The sequence below is a fragment of the Thermodesulfobacteriota bacterium genome (genome assembly GCA_040754335.1).
Taxonomy (GTDB): domain Bacteria; phylum Desulfobacterota_D; class UBA1144; order Nemesobacterales; family UBA2774; genus 2-12-FULL-53-21.
The window spans coordinates 165355-190353 of sequence record JBFMCV010000005.1 but is presented as its reverse complement, the minus strand read 5'-3'; the positions used below and the strand labels follow the sequence as shown (position 1 = coordinate 190353).

Genomic DNA, 24999 nt, shown 5'->3' with positions numbered 1-24999 from the left:
ATATATGCTCGACTATCTTAAATCACTCATCGACAAAAAAGAAAGGCTCGTGGTCGGCCTCATGTCCGGTACGTCGAGGGACGGCATAGACGCGGCACTTGTAAACATTACCGGCAGCGGCGGAGACACAAAGGTCGATTTGATCAAATTCATCTGCGTCCCCTATCGTGAGGACATAAGGCGCGGGCTCGAGAGTTTGACGCCCCGATGCTCCCCGGCCGATATATCGAGCCTCGATTTTCTCATCGGCGCCGCGTTTGCGGACGCCGCCCTGAAGGTGATCGATGAGTCCGGTATGGAAAAGGATCGGGTTGATCTTATTGGCTCCCACGGGCAGACCGTCTCTCACAACCCTCCCTCCGGGCGTGAAGGGGTTCCCTCGACGCTTCAGCTTGGCGAGCTCGACGTGATCGCCGAGTCAACAGGGATTACGACAGTCGGTGATTTCAGGACGCGCGATATAGCTGCGGGCGGGGAAGGGGCTCCTCTAGTCCCTTATGCGGATTATTTGCTGTTTAATAAGCCCGGCCGTGTGCGCATAGCCCAGAATATTGGCGGCATAGCGAACGCGACAGTCATTCCGGGTAGTCTCGAAGAGGTGACCGCGTTCGATACGGGCCCGGGGAATATGCTCATGGACAGGGTGATGAGCATTTCTACGGGAGGAAAGAAGCAATTCGATGAGGACGGGGAATACGCGTCCCGCGGTAAAGCGGACGAGAAGCTCCTTAAAGAGCTTTTGTCCGACCCTTATTTCCTTAAGCCTCCCCCTAAATCGACGGGCGAGGAGCTCTTCGGCAAGGAGCGCGCGGAGGCTCTCGTATCCCGCGTGAACAAAGGGCAAATACCGCTCACCGGACTGATGGCGACGCTCCTTGAGCTCACGGTCGGATCGATCGCCCTTTCCTATGTTAGGTTTATTTTTCCCCACCACAAAATAAGCGAGATAATCTTCAGCGGCGGGGGGTGCAGGAACCCGGTACTTATGGACAGGCTCAGGTCCGAATTCAATGATATAAAATGCTCGACGTCCGACGAATACGGAATCCCGTCTGATGCGAAAGAGGCCGTGGCTTTCGCGATACTGGCAAACGAGCTTATCTCCGGGAATCCGGGGAACCTGACCGGCGTAACAGGCGCTTCGCACAGGGTCCCCCTGGGCAAGATAGCGCTGGGCAGGTTATGATCGCCGGGCTATATTATAAAAAACAGTTTCCTGACTGAATGAATATCAAGCAAGCAAACATATCCGATCTCGGCACGCGCGAAAAAATAGGTCAGGTCGTGATGCCCAGGCTCGATTTCAGGGAGCCCGACCCTCTTCCCTTGGTCAAGAGACTGATAAGCGAATACGGCGCCGGCGGATTTATAGTTTTCGGAGGGGATAAAAAGTCCGTAAAAAATGCCGTAGAAGAGCTCAGCTCTATTTCCGACGTACCGCTTTTATTCGGCCTCGACGCCGAGCGCGGGGTAGGGCAGATAATCTCGGACGCGGTTCGCTTCCCCTTCACCATGTCGCTCGGAGCCATTGGGGAGGAGGCCCTCGTATACGAAGAAGCGCGCTTCATAGCCGAGGAGATGAAGGAGTGCGGGTTGAACCTTATTTTCGCCCCCGTGCTCGACGTGAATACCGACCCTGATAACCCCATAATCAACATACGCTCGTACGGGGACGACCCGGGGCTTGTATCCCGCCTGGGAGCGGCGTTTATAAGGGGCGCGCAGGATGGAGGTGTTCTCGCATGCGGGAAGCATTTTCCCGGACACGGAGACACGGGTGCCGACTCACACGAGGTCATGCCCGTCCAGTATACGACCCTCCGGGAGCTCGAATCCTCCGGTCTCGTTCCGTTCAGGCGCGCCGTCCGGGAAGACGCCGCCGCGTTCATGACGGCACATGTTGCCTTCCCGAGGGTCTCGAACGGGAACATCCCCGCGACCATTTCCGGCGATATCGTAGACGGTATCCTGAGGAGGGGTTTGGCGTATAATGGCCTTGTCATAACCGACTCATTCCACATGTCCGGTATTAACAGGATGGGCGAAGAATGGGATAACGCTCACCTCGCACTCGAAGCGGGCTGCGATATTATTCTCGATCCCCGGGACCCTGTAACCCTCTTGAGCAGGCTCTTTGATATGGCTTCGACCGGAGAGCTGAATATGAATACCCTGGACAGGTCGGTGAGCCGCATCGTATCGGCAAAAAACATGCGGCTGACGAAGCCCCCTGCAGGATCGCCCGTAAGATCTCAAAACGGCACGAGAATAATCGAGCGCATATCGGAAGGATCCATATGCAGGCTCAAGGGCGGGAAACTCCGCTCGCGGAAGGCCCTTGTTTTCGTCTTCGACGTGACCCGATCGGACGGGGACATCGCGGGCCCTTTCACGGAATCCTTAGGCAGTGCGGGAATAGATTTTAAAGCTGTCCATGTAACATATACCACACAGCTGGATGAATTAATCGCGCGGTCAAGGGAGTACGACGCCCTCATATGCCTCATCTACACCACTGTAGGGGCGTGGAAAAAGCAGTCTGCGCTGCCCGAATTCTTCAGGAGCGCATTGGATGAAATAGCTGCGCTTCCCGCGGATAAGGCCCTCATATCCTTAGGCTCGCCCTACGTAGTGCGCGGGTTCGATAGATTCGATACGGTCATCTGCGCCTTCGATTCCATGAGCGAATGCCAGTCCTCTGCCGCCCGCGTGCTTCTCGGGGATTTAGAGGCGAGAGGGAGAATGCCCGTCGATACCGGGTTCTAGGCTTACTATCACGCAGTGCCCGTATCAGGTAGATTATGCCGTCCATGGGTGGAGCACTCGATTCAGCACTCTCGTACCTTAGCCCGCTCGACTGGTGTATCGTCGCTGCGTACCTGCTCGTGTCCCTTGTCGTCGGGGTTTATTTCACGAAGAGGGCGAGCGGGAGCATGTCCTCCTACTTCGTATCCGACAGGAACATGTCCTGGTGGCTCCTGGGCACGTCCATGGTCGCAACCACTTTCGCGGCCGATACGCCTTTGGCCGTAACGGGATGGGTCAGGACGGAAGGGATTTGGAAGAACTGGTTCTGGTGGAACTACGTCTTCAGCCACGTCTTCATTGTCCTCGTATTCGCGAGGCTCTGGAGAAGGGCCGAGGTGATCACCGACAACGAGCTAATAGAGATAAGATACAGCGGCAGACCGGCGGCTTTTCTCAGGGGGTTCAAGGCCTGTTATTTCGCGACCCTCTTCAACTTCATAGTGATGGGCTGGGTCATAAGCGCGATGGCGAAGGTCCTGAAAATATTCTTCGGCGTCGAAACCACGGCCGCAATAGTGATATGCATATCGATAGCCTTTTTCTACACGATGATGTCGGGAATTTGGGGGGTGGCGCTCACGGACTTCCTCCAGTATTTCATAGCGCTCTTCGGCACGATCGTACTCGCCTGGGTGGTCATAGGGTCGCCCGAGATAGGCGGGTTTTCGGGATTTATAGAAAAGTTGGGCGGCATCGACGAAAAGCATATATCGTTCATCATGACCCCCTCCGGAGGCGAACCGGTAAGCGGCGGTTTCTTCTCGTCGAGTTTTTTTACCTTTCTCGTTTACGTCACCGTCATCTGGTGGTCTTCCCACAACGCGGACGGCGGGGGGTATTTCATTCAGAGGATGTGCTCCGCAAAGAACGAGAGGCACTCGGTCGCGGGAACGGCATGGTTCGCGGTGAACCACTATATAATACGCTTCTGGCCGTGGGTGCTGGTCGCGCTCGCTTCCCTTCTGATCTATTCCGGGGCCGACGCGGCGAAGGGGGACAACGAGGCCATGTACATAGTCGTGATCAGGGACTTCCTCGGCCCGGGCTTGAAGGGCCTCCTCTTCGTGAGCTTCCTCGCCGCTTTTATGTCGACGCTGTCGACGCAGCTCAACTGGGGCGCCTCTTATCTCATGAACGACGTATACAGGCGGTTTATTTATAAAGCGGCTCCCGAGAAGCACTACATATTCGTCTCGAGGGTCTGCACGCTCGGGTTGACCCTTCTGGCCGGCTATTTTGCGTTCCACATTACCAACATAGGGAAGGCGTGGATATTCCTCTGGGCGATGAGCGCCGGAATAGGGCTCGTGCTCGTTCTGAGGTGGTTCTGGTGGAGGATAAACGCGTGGTCCGAGATATCCGCGCTTGCGTCCTCCCTTCTCGCCATTTTAGTAATAGTCGTATATACGAGGTCGAAAGGCATCCCGCTCGAGCTCAGGCACCAGGTTCTGGTTATCCCGGTTTCCGTGCTTACGTGGGTCCTTGTCACGTTTGTAACGAGCCCCGAGCCTATTGAGACCCTGTCCGGGTTTTACAGGAGGGTACGCCCGTGGGGCTTCTGGAAGCCCGTAAGCGAATTAAACCCCGGTATCGAAAGGCCCGGTTTCTCTCCCGTAATCATAAACTGGGTGCTCGGCGTTTCCTGTGTTCTGTTCGGCATGACCGGCATTGGAAAAGTCCTTCTGGGCTCGTTTCTTACGGGGGCTCTGATGATAGCCGTCTCGCTCGTATCCGGCCTCGTCGTCTATTCGAGGCTCAGGAAGGAGCTCGCCGATTGACGTCCTCCTCCGGGCGCGGCTTTAAAAACCGCCGATTTATGTTATAAGTTATATGCAGGCAAGGACAGGAAGGCGTGCATGGCGATAGAGATAAAAGTGCTGAAACATCCGGAGCTTACGTGGTACGAGAAGCTCTACCTCCCGCAGATCATCGGGGGGCTTGTTATCACGCTCAAGCATCTTATACATTTTAAGCCCATTACGGTACAGTACCCGGAAGAGGTAAAGGAGCTCCCTCCCAGGTACAGGGGCATCCACGTGATGCCCGCTGACGATGACGGCGAGATTAGATGCGTAGCGTGCAAGCTCTGCGAGGTCGCGTGCCCTACTCAGGCGATATCGATCGTGGCCGAGCCTGCTGACGATTACGGTATTGAGCGTAGGCCGAAGGTCTATAACATCGACTTCATGAGGTGCGTATTCTGCGGCTTCTGCGTCGAGGCGTGCCCCTGCGACGCCCTCAGGATGGGCATGAAGTACGAGCTCGCTTCATACAACAGGGCAGGGCTCGTGCACACGAAAGAGGTCTTCTTCGATCCCAACGTGAGGAGCCACGCCCCCAGGGACAACGCCAACTTCCTGTACGAGATGGGCAAGGGCGAGATACTGGATAAGCCCGAAGAAGTGGAGAACGTAAAAAAGCTCACCGGTACCTATACTTCCTCCCGGTCCTGAATTTTCAGCTCCCCCCTAAATTTTTCAGGAAATCTTCTTTTTTATCCAGCATATGGCGAATGATGCGCCTGAGTAGAGGTAATAAAAAAGGTGCATCGGTATAGCGAGGAGGGTGAATCCGAGCCCCCTCTTTTTAAGAAAAAATCCGTAAAGGTCCTTGTTGAGTATGAGGAGCGCTGCCGAGATAATCAGCGCAAACAGGGCGATCCTGGCTAACAGCACCGCGCGGAAAATACCGATAACGTCCAGTACGAGTATGATCGTGCTAATGAACAGTAATCCGGTGAGGGCGGTGCTGACCCTGTCACGGATGCTGAGGTTCATATCCCTGGGCATCGTTTTTGTTTCGAGTATCAGATTCGACCACGGCACGGCGCGGTTGAAAATGTCGGTCCTGACTACCGAGAGCAACTGCCAGTGTTTCAAGTGCTTTACCTGGATATTCTTGTCGAGCGCTATTCTATAGCCTTTGTCCTTCAGCCTGTAGCCGAGCTCTATATCCTCGATCGAAGGGAGTTGGAACCTCTTCTCATCGAACCCGCCGAACTCCGAAAATACGCTCCGCCTCACGGCGCCGCATCCGGCCCAGAACGTCCACGCGTCTCCTGACGACCTCTGGTGTACGAAGTGGTGGAGCAGGTTCCTGTACTGTGAAATGAAATCGGGGGCGCTGGGGCTGTCGTCGTATGACCCGAAGGCGGCGGATATGCCGGGGTCGTCTGCGAAAAGCTCCGCGAACTGCCCGAGCGTATTCTCGGTCACGACTACGTCAGCATCTATGAACAGGACTATTTCCCCCGACGCCCTCTTCGCTCCCTCGTTCCGCGCCGCCGCCGGTCCCGACTGCCGATCGAGCACGATAACCGTAACGCCGAGTTCCCTGCATAATTCCCGGGTGTTATCGGTCGATGCGTCGTCGACGACAATCGTTTCAAAGGACCTGTACCGGGACTTTCCGAGCGCCCCGAGACACTGATCGATATATCCGCTGCCGTTGTGCACGGGGATTATCACCGAGATAAAAGGATTCGCCGAATTCATGTTTCGCCGTTTAATATTAACTACGACTACCTTGTCCCCGGGCTCATTGTTTCGCGGTCATTTGCCCGAGGTGGCGAGCTCGTAGTATTCGCCTCTCTTCTCCATCAGCTCCGTTTCAGACCCCGTCTCCGATACCCTGCCGTCCCTCAGCACTATCAGCTGGTCCGCGTTCTTTATCGTCGAAAGCCTGTGGGCGATTATCACGACCGTCCTGTTCCTGCTGAGGTCGGTGATCGCCTGGTGGATGAGCTCCTCGGTACGCGTATCGAGAGAGCTGGTCGCTTCGTCCAGGATGAGTATCTCCGGGTTTTTCAATATTGCCCTCGCGATCGATATCCTCTGGCGCTCGCCCCCCGAGAGCCTGATGCCCCTTTCTCCCAGTATAGTGTCGTAGCCCTGCTGCAGCCCGGATATGAATTCGTCGGCGCCCGCTCTCTTCGCGGCGTCGACGATTATCTCGTCCGACGGCTCGCCTGTGAGACCGAAAGCGATGTTGTTCCTGACCGTGTCGTTGAATATGAACGTATCCTGGCTGACTATGCCTATATGGCGGCGGTACGATTCGACCTTTAAGTTTCTGAGGGGTTCGTCGTCTATAAATATGTCTCCTCTCTGCGGGTCGTAGAACCTCAGCAGCAGGTTGATTATCGTGGACTTGCCCGCCCCCGATTTGCCTACGATCGCGGTCGTTTTGCCCTTCGGTATATAAAAACCTGCGTCGGTCAGAGCCGCTTTTTCTCCTTCGCCGTATGAGAACGTGACGGACTCGAACCTGATGCCCCTCTTGAGGCCTGAATAAACCTTGTCGCCGTCCCTGAGTACGGGCTTGTTGTCGAGCTTTGCGAGGTCGTAGACGGCGTCTAATGCCGGGAGCCTGCTTACCACGACCCCTCTCGCCTGGTTTATCTGTTTGATCACCGGGATGATGCGTGCGAGTATATATATGAAGGGCAGCATCTGCGTAAGAACGAGCCTGTAATCCATATCCGAGCCCTTGATCGCAATGAGGAACAGTACGGCTATTGCAATGACCCCAAGCGCCTCGGTAACTACGTGGACCATGAACGTCGAAAAGTTTAGATTCAGCTGATTGACCGCGTGCTTTTCGATCTGGGCTTTCAGCTTTAGCGTCTGTTCTTTTTCCTTTGTGAACGATTTTATGACGTAGATGCCGGTCAGGTTCTCCTGAAGCGATGCCGTAAGCTCCCTTCCGCTGTCGATGAGCTTGAGTCCGTAGAAGGATATTTTTTTGATGTATATGGAAACGCCGAACGCGATGATTGCGGAAAGCACTATAGTAACCGCCGTAAGCTTCCATGAGAAAATGACGAGGAGGGCGAGCAGCAGAATGAAGGACAATACGTTGTTGATCATCTCGCTCGTTTTTCTGATCATCTCCTCGGTGAGTATGGTGTTATATATAATGTTTTCGACGAGCTCGCCTGTTTTTTTGTTGTTGTAGAACCCGATGCCGACGGCCATAAGCGTTTCCGTTATTCGCAGCCTGAGATTTTCGCTCAATCTCGCGGTGAGCCAGTATGTGAGGTAGTAATAAACGGCCGATACGAGATTTTTCAGCACCAGCGCCAGCACCACCAGTATGAGGGAGAGGAGTATCTGTTTTTCTATCGTGTAACCGGAGAAGATTTTGATCACCGACTGCAGGACTTCCGGGAGCTGGCTGTAATTTTTTATCTGCTGGATGCCGCTTAGAAGCGGGACCAGCATGCCGATGGAAATTCCGTCCAAAGCGGCCGCAAAAAACGACAATACCATGAGCAGGGCGATGTATTTTTTATACGGACTCAGCAAGCCGAGCACGAATTTCTTTTTGAGCCTTCTTTGATCCGTCAATTTTGCATATCTCCCCTGCGGATATCTTTAACGCGGATGAGATGATATTTTACTCAAAATTCTAAGAATTTTACCAGTTTTCGGAGGGCTTGGAGCGGATCGTTTCCGTCAGGTGACTGATGAAGCGCCGTTAGCACTTTTGCCTCAAGAGCGCGATACGGTTATATATCCATCCTATAAGGGCACCGCATATCGTGCCGGCTGCGAATCCGTATATAAACCCGATGATGCTTCCGAGGAACGATACCCTGTAGCCTATAAAAAACTGGCTCAGGAGCTGGAGATGAGGGCCCAGGACATATTGTCCCGAGGGGCCTGGCTGGGGTCCTTTGAGCACGAGCCAGTTCGTGGCTATGAATATGACGAGCCCCAGTATGATGCCGAGGATCAATCCCAGCACCTTCGCGTTAAGTATCGCCACTGCCTGAAGCAGTTTCTCTTCCTCTCTGCCGTTATTCATATCAGACGCCGTTAAATATAATCGATAAAGTTCTTGAAGGTCGAGTAATCTCTCTCCTTGATTATCCTGAAGATATAAAGACCCGTCAGGAAGTTTCTTAAGTACGCGAACAGCCAACCTGTTATAAAACCCCAGAAGAAGGCGTACCCGAATCCGACGAGAGCGCCTTCGACGCTTACCGAGTAACCGGCGAAATAATGGCTGAGGAGGTTGAGGGTAGGGCCCACGACTTGACCTCCTTTCAGTATGAGAATGATTGTAGCGAGAAAGACGGCAAGCCCGGACACCGTGCCTACGGAAACGGCGAAGGCGAACTTGTCCAGGCGCGCGAACGCCCTTATGATCGCCTGATCAAGCGCCGAGCTCCTTGCGGCTATAGGCTCCGGCACGTACGGCTGCGTCACGGCGAGCTCCCGGAATTCGTAAAGATCCCCTTCTCCGGCGTCTCTCAGCTCCTCGTGGTATTCCTCCTCCGCGTTTACTTTCCAGAGGTCGTAGTCGGCCCCGAGGATATTCCTAGCGGCGAGCATCGCGGTCAGCATGGAATGGTCCTGATTGTTGTACTTATGCATGCCGTTGCGTCCTACGAGCTGGAGGTTGGTGATGCCGGCCAGGTATTCGCGTATGGTCCTGAGCGACTCTCGGTAGCCGGCGTCGTAAACGGGATAAGCCTTGGGCATCCTGACGACTGAGCCGTCCTCGACGAGAGATGCGTTCACGAGGTTTAACTTCTCGAGCTCCTCCTTTCCGAGCTCTATCAGCTCACGGTCGCTCATAGACCAGAGCCCGTCGCCTTCGAAGCAGAAATATTCCAGCCCGAGACATGTTTTCTCCGGGTCGGGCACCATGTCCACGCTCCAGTTCTTGAAGTTCTGTATCCTCCCCAGCTTTACGCCGGGCTCATGTATATATATCCAGTTGTCGGGAAATACGTCCGGCTGCCGGATCACGAGGGAAACAGTAAGGAAGTCCCTGTAGTTGAGACCGGCTGCGGCGTTGATAACGTGCTCAGGCGGCGCGGGCTCGAGCTTCTGTACGAGCTCCCTTATCGGGATGCTGCTTATGAAATCGGTACCGTAAAGGAATCTCTCTTTGCCGTTTTCGCTGATTTCGATTTTCTCCACCCTTCCGCTTACGACGTGGATTTTTTTGACGTCCGAATTAAGGAGCACCTCGCTCCCGTCCCGCGTGATCTTGTCGGCTACGGCCTCCCACATCATTCCGGGCCCGAGCCTCGGGTAATCGAAGCTGTCAATCAGGGTTTTGATGACCTCTTTCTTCCCGGTGCTGTTATTTTTAAGGAGGGCGTTTTTGATAGCCTGCATAAGGGAGAGACCCTTAATCCTCTGGGCCGCCCATTCGGCGCTTATCTCGCTGCACGGCATACCCCATACCTTTTCCGTATAGGTCTTGAAAAAGAGGCTGTAAAGACGCCTTCCGAAGCGGTTCGAGACCCATTTATCGAACGTGTCCTCGGGCAGCTCGGGCAGCAGCTGGGATTTGAGGTAGCTTGCCGCGATAAGCATGCTGTTCCAGACTCCTAATCCGAATAGCGCGTTCCTGAGGCGGAAAGGGTAATAAAAAAACCTGTTGTTGTAGTATATACGCGAAAGCCTTTCTCTTTTGAGAAAATCCTGCCCCAGTACCTCTTGCCACATGCTTTCGACGGCGCGCACCTTTGTGAAAAAGCGGTGTCCCCCTATATCGAAACGATAGCCCCGGTAATTGACAGTTCTGGCGAGCCCACCGACGACGCCGTCTTTTTCGATGACCGTCGATTCTATTCCCGCTTTTGCGAGCTCGTAAGCCGCCGTGAGCCCCGCCGGCCCGGCGCCTATTATCACGGCCCTTTTACCGTTACTCCTGTTTTCCGTCACGGTGTCGCTTTTCATATATTTATAATATCGAATATGCCGGGAATGTGCACAGCGAATGCCGGCGGCTCATTATCACCATATTGGCGCGCTCAAGCTCAGTCTGCCTGCGATTGACCGCTCTTTTCCTTATTGTGCCAGGGGGTGAGTCTCAGTACGCCCGCGATAGAGGATTTCAGCTGGCTCCGCTCGGTCACGAGGTGTATGCCGCCCCTCTTCGAGAAGAACTCCGAGGTCATCGTGTTCGGCTCAACCCCTCTTCCGCCGCTCGTCAGCTTCACCACCCTGTCGCCGGCGAATGCGACAGTCGCCTTCTTCTCCGCAATGATGAAGTCCCCCTGGACGGCATAGCTGGCCAGCGCCCCCCCTGTGGTCGGGTGGCCGAGGACGGAGATGAACGGCAGTCCCGCCTCTTTCAGGCTCAATATCGCCGAGATAGTCTTCGCCATTTGATAAAGGGCAACCGTCCCCTCCTGCATCCTGGCCCCTCCCGAGGCTGTGACGCATATTAGAGGCAGGTTTTCCCTTATCGCGTAGTTCGCTATGAGCTTCATTTTTTCACCGAAGACCGCACCCATGGAGCCGCCCATGAACCTGAATTCGCTCACGGCGACGGCGGCAGGCAGATCGAATATCTCCCCGTACCCTACTACGAGCGAATCCTTCGAATCGATACGGGCTGCGTTCTTCCTGCGCGTATCGCTGTAGTCGTGGAAATTGAACCTCGAATCGATATCGTCGACGCTGAGGTCGGCATGGAGCTCGTGGAAGGAATCGGTGTTGAGGAGGAGGTCTATATAGTCATGGGAGCCTAACGGGTTAGGCTTCTCGCAGTAAGGACATGCGTAGTAGTTTTTCTGGAACTCCTCCTTGGCGAAGTGCTTGCGGCAACCCGCCCTCACTATTTTTCCGTCCTGGTCCTTTTCGTCGTTGCAGAAGTGGGGCTCGGCCCCGTAAAGCGCGATCTGCATATGGGAGACTTCGGGTGTCGCGGTCCGCGAGAAAGAATAGTGCGGGAGCCAGCTCTTGATCCTCCTCGTGATGGCATGGTACGTGTGCTCCCTTTTTTCCACCTCTCCGCACTCCTGTATCCTCTTCACCAGGTCGTTGTGCAGGTACCTTATATCGGATTTTTCCAGCTCTTCCGTCCCTGCCAGAATCGTCTTCTCGATGTTGATCAATACCTTCCTCTTGTAATCCGAGCCGTCGAGCGAGGGCTCCTTTATGACTTTATCCACTATACCGTATTTGAGCATGAAGTCGGAAGTGGGCTGGAGGACCTCTAGGGCCTCCTCTATCTTATCGGCGCTCCTGAAAAGGATGGCCGAGCAGCCTTCTGCGGTAATAACAGAGTATTCGGCGCGGGAAAGCATATACCTCTTGTGCGCGAGCTGTAAAGCTATTGCGCCACCGCTGCCACCGCTGCCAATGACCGTGGATATAGATTTTGTCCTGAGGGATATCATCTTTGCCTGGCAGTTGGATATGAGCCACGACTGGAGCTTCCCGGCGGAATATTCGAAGGGGTCGCCGCCTATTGTGTCGATATATGTATGGAGCATGAGACCGTTATCCTCGGCATAGCTCATCATGTTGTACGACAGGGCGTATCCGTCCGCTTTCACGAGCCCGTAATTGAGCCTGGCTCTTTCCGCATCGCTCGACGGCATTTGCTGCGCTATCACGGCTACCTTTCTGTTCGTCTTATTCAGCACCGCCGTTCCCACGATTACGGCGGGGTCGTCCACTATCTCTATGACCGCGCCCGAGGGCGCTGATATCAGCATGGGAAAATCCGGTATATCGTAGTAAGGGACGAAGTCCCTGTAGATGTTATCGATTATGTCTTTCGATTTTATCTTGTTGTATGATCTCGACTGCTCGTGAATCGACGTCAGCTTCGAAGGACGGCTCATTTATATCGTTCTCCGTGAATAATGAAACAATTTACCCGTTATTGCGCTTGAAAGGGAGATATTATAACCATAGACAAGCCGGTTGGATACAAGGCTCGACGGAAGCGATAAATGTCGATCGATGCCGTATCTTGAGGCAAGTGTTTGTCTTTTCCGCATTCGACCCCGCTCACGAAACTGCGGGCAGCACCTTCTCAACGAACAATTTCATGGACCTCACGGCTTCCCCGTGGCTGATTCCGGGGAATTTGAAGCGGCATATGAGGTTGTCGACGGGCAGCTCGTCCATGTAGCGACTTATCGTCTCCGTGCATTCTTCGGGAGTGCCGATTATCGATTGATCTCTGGCAATACCGTAAAGGACCGGGTCGTCCGGATCGGAAAGCAGGTTCCCTTCCCTGTCCACCATGGAGCCCCAGGACGCATACCCCTTGGCCGTATACGTAACGTTTTCTTTTATTTTGTCCCAGATTTTGTCGCTCTTCTGATCGGATATGTAGACTTCCCTGACGAGGGGTTTTTCGAAGTCTCCGGGGTCCCTTCCGTACTCTTTGAGAAGCCTGCCGTGCATATCGAAGAGGTATTTCACGATCGGTATTATTCCTATCGCGGGCACGTAGAGAGGAGCCCCTATCCGTGCAGCCCTCCTTATGGCGGGCTCTGTAAACGCTCCTATCCAGATGGGGATGGGCCTCTGCACGGGCTTGGGAGTTACGTTCACGTTTTCGAGATTGTAATAGTTTCCTTCGAAATCAAAGGGGCCGTCCCCCCAGCTCCTGTTCAGTATCTCGATACTTTCCTCCATGCGTCCCCTTCTCTCGCTGAGCGATCTCCCGAACCCCTCGAACTCCTCGGGCCTGTACCCGAGGCCGAGGCCGAGTATAAGCCTGCCCCCCGATATGAGGTCGACGACAGCGGCGTCTTCCGCCACCCGTACCGGGTCGTGGAGCGGCATGAGAAGGACGCCCGTTCCGATGCGCACGTTTTTGGTCCTGGCAGCGATGGCAGCGGCGGTGACAAGGAGGGACGGGCAATAGCCGTCGTTCAGGAAATGGTGCTCCGTCAGCCACGCCGAGTCGAAGCCCATCTGGTCGGCCATGCTGATTTCTTCAAGCATCTCGGCATATAGCTCTCTGTGCGGTCTCGGCTTGAACGGCGGCGATTGAAGGCTGTAGTAGCCTACTCCGAATTTCATAGCGGAATCCCCCCTTTATTTTTTTGTGGAAAGTACGACCGGATTATTATAACCTGAAAGGTCTTCTTTTAATAAGATTTAAAAAGAAAAAGGCCGGAATTACCCTGCGTAAGCTCCGGCCCTTTAATTTTGTGGTTTATTCTTAAGCGTTAAAGGACTGCCCGCACCCGCATGAACCCTTCGCGTTGGGGTTATTGATGGAAAATCCCGTACCGTTAAGCCCGTCCTTGTAATCAAGTACCGCGCCCTGGAGATAAGGAAAGCTGAGCTCGTCGATTGCGACTTTTACGCCGCCGTTTTCGAACAGCTGGTCGGAATCCTCGGTCTCGTCGTCGAATCCCATCTCATAGGAAAAACCCGAGCATCCGCCCGGTACGACCCTGACCCTCAAAACAGCGTTCGGTATGTTCTCTTCCGACAATAGCTTCTTTATCTCTTCAGCAGCTTTTTCAGTTACTGTAAACATTAATTACCGCCTCCCTGTTTGAATTGAAGCCCTATTCTCTATTAGTATATGCATCGACAAACAATATGGCAATCCCCAGGATGAAGACGGCGGAGTTTATTATCGCCGAGCGGGCGTGGAGGTTCCTGAATTTTTCGTGTGCTGCCGGGTAATTAGGTGATGTCTCCGTCAGGCTCCTCATCTCCGCCCTCGCTTCGACCGCGTTCGGCCTTAATACCTCCCCAGCGTACACGGCAAGCGCCAGCATGATCAGAAGCGCACCCAGCCTGACCCCGAACGATATTCCGCCCCCGCGCTCATATATCACCCTGAGCAGTACGGTTGTAACGACCGCCGCCCCGCCGCATATATACGCGACGAGGTAGTATTTCGGGAATATATCCGAGACGACGTTCCCCGCCGTCTCCCTAGGGAGCACCTTGAAAATGCTCGGGGCGGCGAAGAACGAAAAGAAAAACATGCTCCCTATCCAGAAGCTGAGCGACAGGATATAGATGAATTTAAGCGCCGTCTGCATCGTCACTTGAAGCTGCAGTTATGCATCGTCACCTTGCACTGCTCCTCCTCGCTGTAGCTCTCGGAGAACGATCCCGACATGGACTTGTAGGTGCCCGTGACCGTGAGACTGCTCCCACGGGGGGTGCTGTCGAGAACGCTTTTGTAGAGAGGCGGGTTGCAGTAACATTCGAGTACGGGGCCGTGCTTGGTGACGATTTCCATGGTAAAGCTCCCTTCGGGGAAGCCTGCGCACATCAACGGTATCTTCCTCACGCCCGAGACCTCGACCGTTGTCTTCACGGTCTTGTCGTGATAGATGTCGTCTGCGGACATGGGGTAATCGAGGTAGAGCTCGCAGATCTGGTCGAGAGAGACCGTCTTCGCCGTATCTCCGTTCTGTGCGCGAGTGAATTTCCCGCCCGCCGTTATAAGGTAAATCATCAGGAGAATCGCAGTTACCAATGCCGCATTTTTGTTGCTCATCATAGCCCTCTTAATATTTTCTATTTATCCCCCCTGCCGCCGCAAATAATTATACACACTGCCGTTAGATTGTAATAATCCGTCCTGCACTATGCGGGAGGATGTTCCCTGCGCCGGCCGGGCCTGTTTTCACTTGATATGGATCGGCCTTGAGGTATAGTGTCAATTCAATGAAAAAGGGTGCCTGCCTCATAATCGACACGAGCGAGGAGAACGCCGACCTTTATTACAGGACGGGCTTTTTCGTTCCCGACCCGGTGATCTACATCGAGCATAAAGGGAAGAAGATGCTCGTGCTGAGCGACCTCGAGATAGAAAGGGGCAGGAAAGAGGCGACAGTCGACAGGGTCGTCTCTTTATCTGACCTTCAGAGAAGGCTTCTCGCGGCTAATGTGAAAAAGCTGAGGCTCCTCGACGTCGCCGACCTTCTGCTCAAAGACTTGAAGATAAAAAAAGTCATAGTCCCCGGACGCTTCTCCCTGAAATATGCGGACGGGCTGAGAGAGCGCGGATACACGGTCATACCGAGCGACGAGGAGCCGTTCTTCAAGGAGAGGCTCAGGAAGACGCCACGCGAGGTCGGGTTGATTAAGAACGCGATGAAAGAGACTGTAAGGGCGATGGACCTCGCGATAAAGATGATCGCCGCATCCGAGGTCCGGAAGGGGAAGCTCTATCTCGAGGGCGCCCTCCTCACTTCGGAAAGCGTGAAGGGCGAGATAAACGCCGGGCTTTCGAGGAAGGGTCTCACCGCTTCTCACACGATCGTCGCGTGCGGGGCTCATTCGGCCATGCCCCATCACAGGGGAGAAGGCCCGATTTACGCGGACAAGCCCGTCGTCATCGACATCTTCCCCAGGTCTCAGACGAGCGGCTACTTCGGCGACATGACGAGGACTGTCGTAAGAGGAGAGCCCTCGCCCGAGCTCGTCAGGATGTACGATACGGTGCTCAGGGGCCAGAAGCTCGCGATAGGAATGATAAAGGCGGGCGTCAGGGTAAAAGACGTACACTCCGCCGTAGTCGACTATTTCAGGAGCCGCGGGTTCGAAACGTCCGCGAAGGGAGGCAGGGCACAGGGCTTCATACATTCGACAGGACACGGCCTCGGACTCGAGATCCACGAGCCGCCCCGGATAAGTCTCGGAGACGAGGTACTCGAGGCGGGGAATGTGGTGACCGTGGAGCCCGGGCTTTATTACGAGAAAACGGGCGGCGTCAGGATCGAAGACGTGGTCGTTGTTGAGAAGAACGGCTGCACGAATCTCACAAGGTATCCGAAGAATCTGATAGCGAAAGCTTAGTTTTCACCGTCCTCCGCGAGTCTAAAGCTAATCCCACCATACCTCGAACCTGCATATTGCATCGTTTTTATACCGGCACCCTGTATGGACAATTTCCGCCTTGTTCGCCCCGGCCATGGTCAGTCCGGTCTTGAACCATTCGGGCACGGCAAAATTGCATACGGCAACTCCCGAGGCTCTGTTTTCGTCGGCTATTTCATCGAGATAGAGCACGGAGAAATTTTTTTCATCATCCAGCAACTCCAGTTCCATAAGACCGCTGTCGAAATACCTGCTCCAGAGCGAAGGCGCGCTTTTCAGAACGACTGACGGTTTTTTCAGATTTACGAGGGCTTCGATCATAGGCCCGAGATCCTTATTCGCGATATATTCGGCTATCGGTATGATCGATAAAAAGTCGCCTTTCCCGTACAGCACGTCGTATGTGTTCAGCAGGCGGTTCAAAAGAGGTGCGGGATACCATTCCGTCGTCACGATTTCGTTTTCTAAAACCATTCTATCCGTGTCGGGTAAATTGTTTATAATCTTTCTCCATGCGCTCTCGCCGTAAGAGTTTATGATGTACTCTTTCGCATTGATTATTATCGACCCTTTTGCGTTGCCCGTTTTACCGATCATTGGAAATTTTGTATTTACAGCAATAATACTCGCTATAAATGTAAATATGAAACAGTTTAATTTTAGTGTTATCGCTTCTCTTAAATCGGCTCATTTCAATTATGTATCAAAAAGGAGAATTTATGAAGAAGTCTTTTGAGGATTTGGTAAATTTATCCATCCATCTCAGGAGCCCAGAGGGCTGTCCCTGGGACAGGGAGCAGACCCTCGACACACTGAAATCTTATATAATCGAGGAAGCTTATGAGGTCGTCCAGGCGATCGAATCCCGGGACAGGGACGAGCTCGCCGAGGAGCTCGGCGACCTCTTGTACGAGGTGCTGTTCGCGTCCCAGATCGCCGAAGAGAACGGGGATTTCGGCGTATACGACGTTATCGACCAGCTTCATAACAAGCTCGTGAGGCGGCACCCGCACGTGTTCGGCGAGGAAAGGGCCGCAAACGCCGAAGAGGCGGTAAAGAGGTGGCATTCCCAGAAGCTCAAGGAGAAATCGAGGAAGAGGAGGCTCCTTCACATTCCCCGCACGATGCCGTCGCTGCTCAGGGCGCAAAGGGTGGGCGAGAAGGCGTCCCAGGTGGGATTCGACTGGAGCGGCGCCGGCGAGGTGATTGCAAAGGTGAGGGAGGAGCTGTCAGAGCTCGAGGAAGAGATGAAGAGGGGCGACTCCGCCGCGATCGAGAAGGAATGGGGGGACCTCGTCTTCTCACTCGTCAACCTCGGGAGGCATCTCAATATAGACGCCGAGGGGGCCGCGCACAAGGCGATAGACAGCTTCATCGAGAGGTTCGGAAGGATAGAAGACAAAGCCGAAGCCCGCGGCAAAGAGCTCTCCGAGCTTTCGCTTTCCGAAATGGACGAGCTCTGGAATGAAGTAAAACGCGACACACGCAATGTGTGATTCTATGACTCCAGCCAGCATTTAAAAACCGGCCGACAATTTAACCCCACCCGTTTGTGCTGAGCTTGTCTAAGCACGCATGGTGTGTTCTACGATTCTCGTGTAACGCCACAATATAACTGTGGTGTAACCCGACCGGTTCGCCCCGGTAGTCTGCGAAGCTTTAGCGTAGACGGGAGCCTGTCGAAGGGTCGAACGAGTTGTACTCCCATACGTCCGCGGCGACCCGCCGCCCGTTCGTCCGCTATTTCATTTCCCTCCTCCATTCTAAAGGGGGAGGGCCTGCCCTGAACTTGTTTCAGGGTTGGGTGGGGGTTTACCTTAATCTTCTTGTCATTTCCGAATAACGATTGCAAGCAAGCGCGCAATCGGTCGCCCCGGACTGATTGCAAATATACTTCATTCTCCCAGTATCTTGCAGCACAAGCCAAAACAAATCGGGAATCCGGTATTTTGGATTTATACGAACCGTAGGAGCGGCTTTCCTGAATAGATCCTGAAATAAATTCAGGACATGGTTCAGGACAGGCCAGCCGCGATTCCATTGATTTCCCCCGCCTGGAGAGGGAAAAGGTGAGTGGCACCTTCTAGGCATGCCCATTAGTTTCCAGTGAGACTATAGTCAATAATGAGCTCGATAACTTGAAGTGTTTTCCGTATTGCAGGCTTCTCCGGAAACGCGTGAAAGGTGTCGATGTGCAAGTTCATCGTCTGGATTTATCTCAATAGCTTTTCTCAATGCATCTATTGCTTCATCAGTCTTGCCTACTTCCATCAAAGCGCGGCCGAGGTTAGTGTATGCCTCCCCGAAGTGCGGGTTAATTTCGATGGTCCTTTTAAGCTCCGTAATTCCCTCTTCAATTTTTCCGCCAAGTAACAGAGCGGTACCGAGATTGTAATGGAATAGAGCGCTGTTTGGATTGATTTCGACTGCTTTTTTGTATTCATTGGTAGCTTTCCCCATTTCTCCTTTACTCACTAATACAGTCGCAAGATTACTGTGTGTAAGATCATTATTCGGATCAATGTCTATAGCTTTTTTGTATTCCTTTATCGCGTCTTCTGTTTTTCCTGTCTTTTCTAAAGCGTGTCCGAGGTTGTTATGTACGAGCGCGCTGTCAGGATTGAGCTCGGCCGTACGCGTCAAGTGATAAATAGCCTTATCGTAGTCACCGCTCGCCATGTATGCGGCTCCGAGATCGTTATGAGCCATGAGCAAATTCGGGTTTATGTCGAGAGCCTTTCTAATGTAGACGCTCTCGGGATTCTCACCCTCTGCTTTCCAGGCAATAAAATACGCCTCGGCGTCATTAGGGTCCATATTTATTGCCCGCAGTGCCTCTCTCTCGGCCTCTTCAAATCTACCCAGGGCATAGTAGCTTGTGGCCAGTGCGCGGTGAGAGTGGCCCAGGTTTGGCGCTAATTCGACAGCCTTCACGCTGTAGTTTAGTGACTGATTATAAAGAACCTCATAGTCTTGGTCCCCGTTCTGCCCTTTCGAGCCTCCCCAGAATGCGTACGACTCTCCGAGTCCCGCATATGCAGATGCATATTTCTCATCTGCAGCAATCGCCTTTTTATACCAGTTTACTGAAGCTTCATATCCTTCAGGAGTTGAGAGCAAATAAACGTTTCTTCCTTGCGTGAAGTATTCGTATGCAGAGGATTTCTCGGCCGTGTTATCGGTCGAGTCATTAAGAGTTTTATCGGATGAGTATGCATTCCCCGGGATGGTGTGAAACACAAAAATAAAAGCAAGAATCCCGCCAAAGATCAAACTTCTAATTATCTGAATTCTCATATCTGTCCCTCCTGCGCCAACAAACCTCCCCTCTCCCTACTAAGGGAGATTTGCAAATGATATGCCAAGTTTTAGTCCCCCGATATTGTTGAATTTTATTAAAGGCCCCCGCCTTTAATTGCTCAAAAAACGTGCACGGCTTGCCCGAATGTTATTCAGATTTTTCACCTGTTTAAACCCGATTGACTTTGAAATTCAGGAGAGCTAACCTTTTTATTGAGGGCATATGAGATACATAAATCTCTTGCTGGCTTTTAGTGTTATTCTCTGCTATACGGGCTTGGGAGAAGGCATATCCCGCTCTCAGACTTACTCAAATAAAGCCAGTTGCCATGCGAACCGTTCGGATGGGGTTTCAGATACCGAATCGACGGTACATACTCCCAAAAATGACGATTCATCAAAGCATGGAGCATGTATCTGCCATTTCGCACTTACCAATGCTACCTATAATCACGACATTGATCAGAAGAATATAATCTTGTCCTCGACGATAGTTAATACGCCGATTTTGGTAATCAATAAGGTTTCAGGTTTTCGATCAAACCTTGATATAAAGAAGAATAACGAGCCGCTTGAGTTATACCTAGCTAATTCTTCCTTTTTACTATAATTCCTTCCGCCGCCTTCCTCTGCTTAACGATCTAGCTTATTAATAACATCACAATCCGTGTATCAATATCGCTTTTCGAAGCAGAGGCATTCGGCAAGGGAGTCTTTTTCGTGGCATTAAAAAATAAACAAAGGAGATATCGAGAAATGAGAAAATATAACAATGCAAAAAAATTAATTGTTGGGATCGCGGTTATAACCGTACTGCTGATTCCCTTATATCTTGCGGCATGTGCACGAACGCAAGGTGAGTTCGTCGGGCTCGGCGCCGACATTTATCCCCCGAAATCAGAGGTTCAGAAGGTATTGCTTACAAAGAGCGATATTGATAGGCCTTATGAGCGGATCGGCATAGTGAAAGCATCGGGTGATCAGTATGCCAGCGAAGAACAGTGTTTTGATAAGCTCCGTCAGGTCGCGAGCGGAGCGGGAGCGGATGCCGTGGTTAAGGCGCATGCGGACTATCAGGAGAAGACATTTTACAGGCTAGACCCGACTAGCAAGTTCCGCACGAGGCTCGAGTACACTGTTAAGGCGCCGGTTTGCGAGGGGACTGCGGTTGTATTTACAGGGAAAGTATAATTAATCCTGAAAGCCCCTCCGGGTTTCTACCCGGAGGGGTTTTCGGTAATAAGCACGCAGGTTTTTTTGGATAATTTTAAATCTCTCTCCCCACCAGCATCCCGAGCAGCCTCCACCCTTCGGATATGAACACAGGAGAAGTGCTCGCGGATTTTTCCGTGTAAACGTAGGAGTCGTTTTTTACGCTCTCGTCCTCCGAGCTGTATATGGCGAAGGGAACGGGCTCATTCACGTGAGTCCTTAAATCGATCGGCGTAGGGTGGTCCGACATGACGAGTATCTTATAGTCCCCAAACCTCTTTATCCCTTCGAGCACGCGTCCCACGACGCGCCCGTCGAAGTCCTCTATCGCCTGTATCTTGAGCTCGGCCTTCCCCACGTGTCCCGTCTCATCCGTCGATTCTATGTGTATCATCGTGAGGTCTACTTCTTCGAGTGAGTCGAGAGCGTAGTCGACCTTGCCCTCGTAGTTCGTATCGAGGTATCCGGTCGCGCCGGGGACGTCTATCACCCTGAGCTTCGCGTAGTGCCCGATCCCCTTCACGAGATCTACAGCCGAAATAACGGAGCCCGTGAGCCCGTAGAGCTCCTCGAAGGACGGCATATCGGGCGCGACCCCCTGGCCCCAGAGCCATATGCTCGTGGCCGGGTTCTTACCTTCGGCTATCCTCTTCTTGTTCACCGGGTGGTCTTTCAGTATCGCCCTCGACCGCTCTATCAACTCGTTGAGCTTCTCTGTCCCGTCTCCCGAGGGTATGTAAGCGTCGATCCCCTTGCCCGATATGTCGTGCGGCGGGGTCGTGTGTATGTCCATGTTCCCGCCCGACCATACGAGGAGGTGCCTGTAGCTCACTCCGGGGAAAAAAGTCAGGTTCTTCTCGTCGAGCTCCTTTTTGAGATCGAGTATCATCGCGCGCGCCTCTTCGGTAGAGATATGGCCGGAGCTGTAATCCTCCATTATGAGGCCCCCGCTCCCCGGAGCGAGAGTAACGAGGTTGCACCTGAGCGTGACGTCTCCGTCTTTGAGGGGGACGCCTATGCTCGCGGCTTCGAGCGGCGACCTGCCCGTGTAATAGAGGTTTGGGTTATATCCGAGGACGGTGAGGTTCCCGACGTCGCTTCCGGGCGGAAGGTTGTCTGGGATCGTCTTCACCATGCCGAATTTGATCGCGGACTTCGCTATCCTGTCGAGGTTGGGCGTCCTCGCGGCTTCGAGCGGTGTCTTCCCGCCCAGCTCCGGCAGAGGGTGGTCCGGCATCCCGTCGCCCTGCAGTATCACGTATTTCATGAGCTATGAATTTATATGCTTTTCGGGATTTATCAAGAAGAAACGGGATAGAATCCGAAGGGTTAGCAGTTGGGTATTGCTTTGGTATTTTTTCAGGAGAGCGAATGCGCGGCCATTTTAAGCACCTGCTTCTCCGCGTGGTAGGAGCTTCTGACTAACGGGCCCGCCTCGACGTGCGGTATCCCTATCACGTTCTCGCCGTAGGTCTTGAGCGACTCGAACTCCATCGGATGATAGAACTTCGATACAGGCAGGTGATCGTTCGTGGGCTGGAGGTACTGGCCTATAGTCACTATATCGCATCCGGCTTTCTTCAAGTCCCCGAGCGTCTCCACGACCTCGTCCATCTCCTCGCCGAGTCCGACCATTATGCCCGACTTTGTGAGCATGCCTTCCTGCCCGCGCTCCTTGCTTTCAGAAAGTACTTTGAGCGACCAGTCGTAATTCGCCTGGGGCCTTACCGACCTCCTTATTCCCGAAGGCGTCAACTGCGGCAAGCGGTATAGCCTCGGCACGGTCTCGATGTTGTGGTTCAGCACGTCGGGCCCGGCGTTCAAGACTTCGCCGAGCGCGCTCGAGTCCCCCTTGAAATCGGGTATAAGCACCTCTATCTTCACAGACGGGTTCTCGGCTCTCACTCTCCTTATGGTCTCGGCGAATATGCGTGCGCTCTCGTAGTTCCTGTCGTCGCGGTTTACGGACGTGATCACTATGTGTGTAATGTAGGCGTTATTCCGCGTGAGGTCCTTCACTGCCTCTGCCACTCTTTCAGGCTCGTTCCAGTCGAGCTCTCCGCCTCTCCCCGTTTTCACGTGGCAGAACCCGCAGCTCCTCGTGCACGTATCCCCCATTATCATGAACGTGAGCGTCCCCGCGCCCCAGCACTCCCCGATGTTAGGACACTTTGCCTCTTCGCATACGGTATGGAGGTTGAGCGTCCTCATCAGGTTTTTGAGATGGGTGTAATTGGGGCCCCTGGGCAGCTGGGCCTTTATCCAGCTTGGTTTTCCTGCGTTTCTCATATTGGTTAAGTGTAAATGATCGTAATTCCGAAGGACAGCATGCTCCGCGGGCAAACCTCTCTCACTTGCTTTGCGAAGTCCCGCTTTCGTCAACGACGGAAGGCGGAGCGAAAGGAGAAGTTTCCGCCTTTTTCAGTTTTTCCTCCCTCTGCCTTTCGTCCATGAGCTCTCTGTTCCTCGCTTCGAGCTCCCGGATGCGCCTCGATTTTTCTTTCGACTCCCCGCCCGCGCTGATTGACTGCAGCGCGCCGAAGATGACGGCTACGACTGCTCCCGCCGCAAAAGCCGTTAGTATTATTACGACGTTCATAGTCAAATAAGGCCCTATTTTGTAAAATTTGAGGTCGAGCCCAAGCGTGACTTCACGCGTGAACATTTCCATGTTCTGTGTATACAGGATTGCGAAGAAGAGTATTATCAATATTATGAACAGGACTTTTATATATCTCATCTCGTCACCTCTCTAAAGATTTTAAATGCTTGCTTAGCGTCTCGTAAGTGTCTTCGAGGTATTCGGGCATAACCCGCACGTCTCCGATTACAGGCATGAAATTAGTGTCCCCGCTCCATCTCGGGACGATGTGGAAATGGAGATGGTCGTCGATGCCTGCCCCGCCCGTTTTGCCGAGGTTCATTCCGATATTGAACCCCTCGGGCTTTATGACTTGAAGTATTTCGATGCATTTTGCGGTGAGGTCCATCAGCTCGAGCTTTTCTTCCCGGGTGAGATCCGAGAAATTATTCGTGTGTTTGTATGGGACTGTCATAAGATGCCCGTTCGAGTAGGGGTAACGGTTCATTATAATGAAGCTGGTCTCACCAGTATATAATATGAGATTATCTTTGTCATTCCCTTCTTTGGGCTTTTTACAAAATATACAGCCCTCTTCCTTATCCCCGATTATGTATTTGAGCCTCCAGGGCGCCCAGAGCACTTTCATAATCAGTTAATTATATCAACCAGATAGAAAAGTCCAAAGCTGTATTTGGAAGGCATGCTCGTGATGCCGGGTATGTCGAGCCTCGATTCCAGGAGTTCGAGGAACTGGGATTTCTTTTTCGGGTAATAGACGAGGTCTGGTTTTCCCTTTATCCCGGCCATATTCGCCGCGAGGTCTATGGCGTCGTTTATAGTGCCCGTCTCGTCGATGAGCCTGAGCTTCTTCGCCTGCTCCCCGGTGAATATCTTCCCGTCTGCGATTTTATCGACTTCCGTTGGCCCGAGTCCCCTCGATTCGGCGACAGCCGACTTGAACTGGGAGTAGACGTTGTCTATCAATCCCTGCATGTATTCCCGGTCCTCAGGGGTCATTTCCCTGTACGGGGAGCCTACGTCCTTATATTTACCGCTCTTTATCACTTCCACGTCCACCCTTGCCCATTCGAGGAGCTTTTCATAGTTCGCGAACTCGGCGACGACGCCTATGCTCCCCGTTATCGTCCCGGGGTTAGCGAAGATCTTCTCCGCTGCGCAAGCTATGTAATAGCCCCCGGAAGCGCCGACGTTCCCTATGCTCGCAATGACCGGCATGTCGTTCCTGAGCTTCTTCAGCTCGCTGTAGATTTCCTGTGAAGGCCCTACGGCCCCGCCAGGGGATTCGATCCTGACGACTACCGCTTTTACCTTTTTATCTTCTTTGATCTTATCCAGACTGTCTATGTATACCTGGTCGTCGAGAATGATATCCTCGACCTTGAGCACCGCGACCCTGTCTGCGCTCGATAACCCGTCGCCGCCCGACATGAGAAGACCGCAGCCCAGCCCTGCAATGAACGTGAAAAAGAGCAGGACGAGCACCGCCACCACGACGAATACGTTCCGCAC

Annotated in this window: 23 protein-coding genes; 7 read left to right on the top strand and 16 right to left on the bottom strand. The window is 53.1% G+C overall.

The window, feature by feature from the left end:
• Positions 1–4 precede the first annotated feature (4 nt).
• From AB1598_11810 to AB1598_11795, 4 genes are all read left to right on the top strand, one after another.
• Positions 5–1186: an anhydro-N-acetylmuramic acid kinase gene (locus AB1598_11810; GenBank protein MEW6145694.1), complete on the top strand. Its 1182-nt coding sequence runs from the start codon at positions 5–7 to the stop codon at positions 1184–1186.
• A 38-nt stretch (positions 1187–1224) separates the two neighbouring features.
• Positions 1225–2766, top strand: a complete 1542-nt coding sequence (locus tag AB1598_11805) for a glycoside hydrolase family 3 N-terminal domain-containing protein (GenBank protein MEW6145693.1) — start codon at positions 1225–1227, stop codon at positions 2764–2766.
• 44 nt (positions 2767–2810) lie between these two features.
• On the top strand, positions 2811–4586 hold the full coding sequence (locus AB1598_11800) for a sodium:solute symporter family protein (protein ID MEW6145692.1): 1776 nt from the start codon (positions 2811–2813) through the stop codon (positions 4584–4586).
• Between the two features lie 78 nt (positions 4587–4664).
• Positions 4665–5261 carry an NADH-quinone oxidoreductase subunit I gene (locus tag AB1598_11795; GenBank protein ID MEW6145691.1) on the top strand — a complete coding sequence of 199 codons (597 nt, stop codon included), beginning with the start codon at positions 4665–4667 and terminating at the stop codon, positions 5259–5261.
• A gap of 24 nt (positions 5262–5285) precedes the next feature.
• Here AB1598_11795 and AB1598_11790 read toward each other — a convergent pair whose 3' ends face one another.
• The 9 genes from AB1598_11790 to AB1598_11750 form a co-directional block, all read right to left on the bottom strand.
• Positions 5286–6302 carry a glycosyltransferase gene (locus AB1598_11790; protein ID MEW6145690.1) on the bottom strand — a complete coding sequence of 339 codons (1017 nt, stop codon included), beginning with the start codon at positions 6300–6302 and terminating at the stop codon, positions 5286–5288.
• Positions 6303–6359: 57 nt separating this feature from the next.
• Complete coding sequence (locus AB1598_11785; protein ID MEW6145689.1) at positions 6360–8156, bottom strand: ABC transporter ATP-binding protein; 1797 nt, start codon at positions 8154–8156, stop codon at positions 6360–6362.
• 130 nt (positions 8157–8286) lie between these two features.
• Positions 8287–8616 (bottom strand): hypothetical protein, encoded by a 330-nt coding sequence (locus AB1598_11780; protein ID MEW6145688.1) that lies wholly within the window; start codon positions 8614–8616, stop codon positions 8287–8289.
• Positions 8617–8627: 11 nt separating this feature from the next.
• Positions 8628–10508 (bottom strand): FAD-dependent oxidoreductase, encoded by a 1881-nt coding sequence (locus tag AB1598_11775; protein MEW6145687.1) that lies wholly within the window; start codon positions 10506–10508, stop codon positions 8628–8630.
• Positions 10509–10588: 80 nt separating this feature from the next.
• Positions 10589–12406: a carboxyl transferase domain-containing protein gene (locus AB1598_11770; protein MEW6145686.1), complete on the bottom strand. Its 1818-nt coding sequence runs from the start codon at positions 12404–12406 to the stop codon at positions 10589–10591.
• Positions 12407–12575: 169 nt separating this feature from the next.
• Positions 12576–13601, bottom strand: coding sequence for an LLM class flavin-dependent oxidoreductase (locus tag AB1598_11765; GenBank protein MEW6145685.1), 1026 nt, complete (start codon positions 13599–13601; stop codon positions 12576–12578).
• A 142-nt stretch (positions 13602–13743) separates the two neighbouring features.
• Entirely contained in the window at positions 13744–14067 is a 324-nt protein-coding gene (erpA, locus tag AB1598_11760) for an iron-sulfur cluster insertion protein ErpA (protein MEW6145684.1), read from the bottom strand.
• Between the two features lie 31 nt (positions 14068–14098).
• Entirely contained in the window at positions 14099–14584 is a 486-nt protein-coding gene (locus tag AB1598_11755) for a DUF4149 domain-containing protein (GenBank protein ID MEW6145683.1), read from the bottom strand.
• 2 nt (positions 14585–14586) lie between these two features.
• The gene (locus AB1598_11750; protein ID MEW6145682.1) at positions 14587–15048 is read right to left on the bottom strand and encodes a hypothetical protein; all 462 of its coding nucleotides are present in this window, start codon (positions 15046–15048) and stop codon (positions 14587–14589) included.
• A gap of 170 nt (positions 15049–15218) precedes the next feature.
• Between AB1598_11750 and AB1598_11745 the strand changes: the two genes are divergently transcribed.
• On the top strand, positions 15219–16352 hold the full coding sequence (locus tag AB1598_11745) for a Xaa-Pro peptidase family protein (GenBank protein MEW6145681.1): 1134 nt from the start codon (positions 15219–15221) through the stop codon (positions 16350–16352).
• A gap of 27 nt (positions 16353–16379) precedes the next feature.
• Here the strand turns inward: AB1598_11745 and AB1598_11740 are convergent, their stop codons facing one another.
• Positions 16380–16970, bottom strand: a complete 591-nt coding sequence (locus AB1598_11740) for a hypothetical protein (GenBank protein MEW6145680.1) — start codon at positions 16968–16970, stop codon at positions 16380–16382.
• A gap of 122 nt (positions 16971–17092) precedes the next feature.
• Between AB1598_11740 and mazG the strand changes: the two genes are divergently transcribed.
• Entirely contained in the window at positions 17093–17869 is a 777-nt protein-coding gene (mazG, locus tag AB1598_11735; GenBank protein MEW6145679.1) for a nucleoside triphosphate pyrophosphohydrolase, read from the top strand.
• 622 nt (positions 17870–18491) lie between these two features.
• Here the strand turns inward: mazG and AB1598_11730 are convergent.
• Complete coding sequence (locus AB1598_11730) at positions 18492–19670, bottom strand: tetratricopeptide repeat protein (GenBank protein ID MEW6145678.1); 1179 nt, start codon at positions 19668–19670, stop codon at positions 18492–18494.
• A 759-nt stretch (positions 19671–20429) separates the two neighbouring features.
• On the opposite strand from AB1598_11730, the gene AB1598_11725 reads away from it, so the two are divergent.
• A complete protein-coding gene (locus tag AB1598_11725; GenBank protein MEW6145677.1) occupies positions 20430–20864 on the top strand; it encodes a hypothetical protein in 435 nt (144 codons plus the stop codon).
• 76 nt (positions 20865–20940) lie between these two features.
• On the opposite strand, the gene AB1598_11720 is transcribed toward AB1598_11725, so the two are convergent.
• The 5 genes from AB1598_11720 to sppA form a co-directional block, all read right to left on the bottom strand.
• Positions 20941–22152: a cofactor-independent phosphoglycerate mutase gene (locus AB1598_11720; protein MEW6145676.1), complete on the bottom strand. Its 1212-nt coding sequence runs from the start codon at positions 22150–22152 to the stop codon at positions 20941–20943.
• Positions 22153–22244: 92 nt separating this feature from the next.
• The gene (gene lipA, locus AB1598_11715) at positions 22245–23228 is read right to left on the bottom strand and encodes a lipoyl synthase (GenBank protein ID MEW6145675.1); all 984 of its coding nucleotides are present in this window, start codon (positions 23226–23228) and stop codon (positions 22245–22247) included.
• A 7-nt stretch (positions 23229–23235) separates the two neighbouring features.
• On the bottom strand, positions 23236–23625 hold the full coding sequence (locus tag AB1598_11710; protein ID MEW6145674.1) for a hypothetical protein: 390 nt from the start codon (positions 23623–23625) through the stop codon (positions 23236–23238).
• A gap of 4 nt (positions 23626–23629) precedes the next feature.
• Positions 23630–24115 (bottom strand): HIT domain-containing protein, encoded by a 486-nt coding sequence (locus tag AB1598_11705; GenBank protein ID MEW6145673.1) that lies wholly within the window; start codon positions 24113–24115, stop codon positions 23630–23632.
• Positions 24116–24117: 2 nt separating this feature from the next.
• Entirely contained in the window at positions 24118–24999 is an 882-nt protein-coding gene (gene sppA, locus AB1598_11700; GenBank protein ID MEW6145672.1) for a signal peptide peptidase SppA, read from the bottom strand.